The sequence below is a fragment of the Microbulbifer okhotskensis genome (genome assembly GCF_023895975.1).
GTDB classification, from domain to species: domain Bacteria; phylum Pseudomonadota; class Gammaproteobacteria; order Pseudomonadales; family Cellvibrionaceae; genus Microbulbifer; species Microbulbifer okhotskensis.
The window spans coordinates 1-1795 of sequence record NZ_JALBWM010000265.1 but is presented as its reverse complement, the minus strand read 5'-3'; the positions used below and the strand labels follow the sequence as shown (position 1 = coordinate 1795).

The 1795-nt window shown below is 41.8% G+C and carries 2 protein-coding genes; both read left to right on the top strand.

What is annotated here, in order from left to right; genetic code table 11:
• Positions 1-52 precede the first annotated feature (52 nt).
• Positions 53-277, top strand: a complete 225-nt coding sequence (locus tag MO867_RS21905) for a hypothetical protein (protein ID WP_252473107.1) — start codon at positions 53-55, stop codon at positions 275-277.
• Positions 278-680: 403 nt separating this feature from the next.
• Entirely contained in the window at positions 681-1454 is a 774-nt protein-coding gene (locus tag MO867_RS21900) for a class I SAM-dependent methyltransferase (protein ID WP_252473105.1), read from the top strand.
• Positions 1455-1795: the final 341 nt, after the last annotated feature.

Here is a 1795-nt window from a genome sequence, read left to right as displayed (position 1 = left end):
CAGATACGCTACTTTCTTTCAAACCCTCAAACACCAGATTCGGTTATAACTCGTGGTTGAGGAGATCGAGGGTAAAAGAATTGTTAGTGCGATTAAGCTTTTACGTGAACATCGCGATATTGGGTTGTCAGAAGCTAAAGGTATCATTGATGCTTACATTAATGAGCATAGCCTTGAGCCCACTCCATCGAAAATGCCAGGACAGACTGTTTTAATTGGTATTTTGGCATTACTTTGTGTCCTTGGGTATTTTTTCTTTGGTATGGGGGTCGGTTAGTGGGATTTTTACCTTTCCTGTCAGGTGCTTTCGTGCAGGTTATGGTTTATAGGTATGTTGCGAACTAGGGGGTTGTTATTAGGGGGGGGGTCGCGGGTTTACTGGCTCAGATATAGGGTGCATACCTACAAAGCCCCTCGCAGCTCAAGCGCTAATATATATACCTTATCTTGTCCCCAAATAGGAAGGCATTCGAGATAGCAGGTTGCTAATAGACTCTCCAATAGCTTGTCAGAGAGCGTGACTCTGTATAAATCGGTGAATTCGGATCTTATCTGCTGATTTTTTTGTTCTAATGAAGCTATCATAGTGAAGTAGATGGTAATTCACGTAATAGGTTTCAGTATAGTTGTATCGTGTTAGGCTAGCATCGAATATCTTTAGATGATTACGGGGGGTAACTGTGGATTATTTAAATATAAATAAAATTTCTTGGGATAAAAGAGCAAAAATCCATGTTGACTCAGAATTTTATGACGTTGAAGGGTTTCTAGGCGGAGGAAGTTCGCTTCAAGATATTGAGATAAGAGAGCTTGGGGAGGTGTCGGGGAAAACTCTGCTCCACTTGCAGTGTCATTTTGGGCTGGATACTTTATCCTGGGCAAGATTAGGGGCGGATGTGACGGGTGTTGATCTATCTTCTGTCGCAATAGATACGGCAAAATTGTTATCGCTGCAGTTGGGTCTAGAAAGCCGATTTATTTGTGCTGACTTATATCGCTTTGGTGATGAATTTGACGGTGAATATGATGTTGTCTTTACCTCGTATGGTGCCCTCTGTTGGCTTCCCGATATTCATAGGTGGGCTGCGACTGTTGCTCGCTGCCTGAAGCCTGGTGGTACTTTCTATATAGCTGAGTTTCATCCATTTTATGATATTTTCTTTGGGTATTCCTATTTCCATCTCACCGATCCAGATGTGGAGGAAGCCGGTACTTATACAGAAAATGGTCAAGCCGAGAAGTTAACTCTAGCTACATGGGCTCACCCAATCAGCGATGTAGTCAACGCTTTGATTGAGGCTGGCATTGAAATCATCCAGCTTAATGAATACCCGTATAGTCCGTATAACTGTTTTGATGGTATGGAGGAGCGTGATAGGGGGAGATTTTATCTTTCTCATAAGGGGTATGATATCCCTTTAATTTATACGATTAAAGGCGTTAAGCGAGAGTAGGCTTTACATGCCGTTCTCTAGTAGTTAATTAAGGTTGGATATATTTTTGTGGCTAACTTTAAGCAATGGAGCATTCCTGTGCGGGTAATCAGGCTGCTAAAAATGCTATCCTCAATGGCCTGTTGAAATGTCAATTTTTCAAATCAATGCTAATTAAATGTTGGTGGCCATATTAAGTTCTTTTGGTGATCAGGAAGTGTCGGGCCCTGATAGTAAGTGGGTTTGGTGGTGTTTATTTATATTTTCTATGTAAGTTATGCATACCATTCGACCTTGTGGGGGGGCACCCAGGGCTGTCCCATATAAATCAGCTTAAATGGTGGCTGTAATTATCTTGTCTA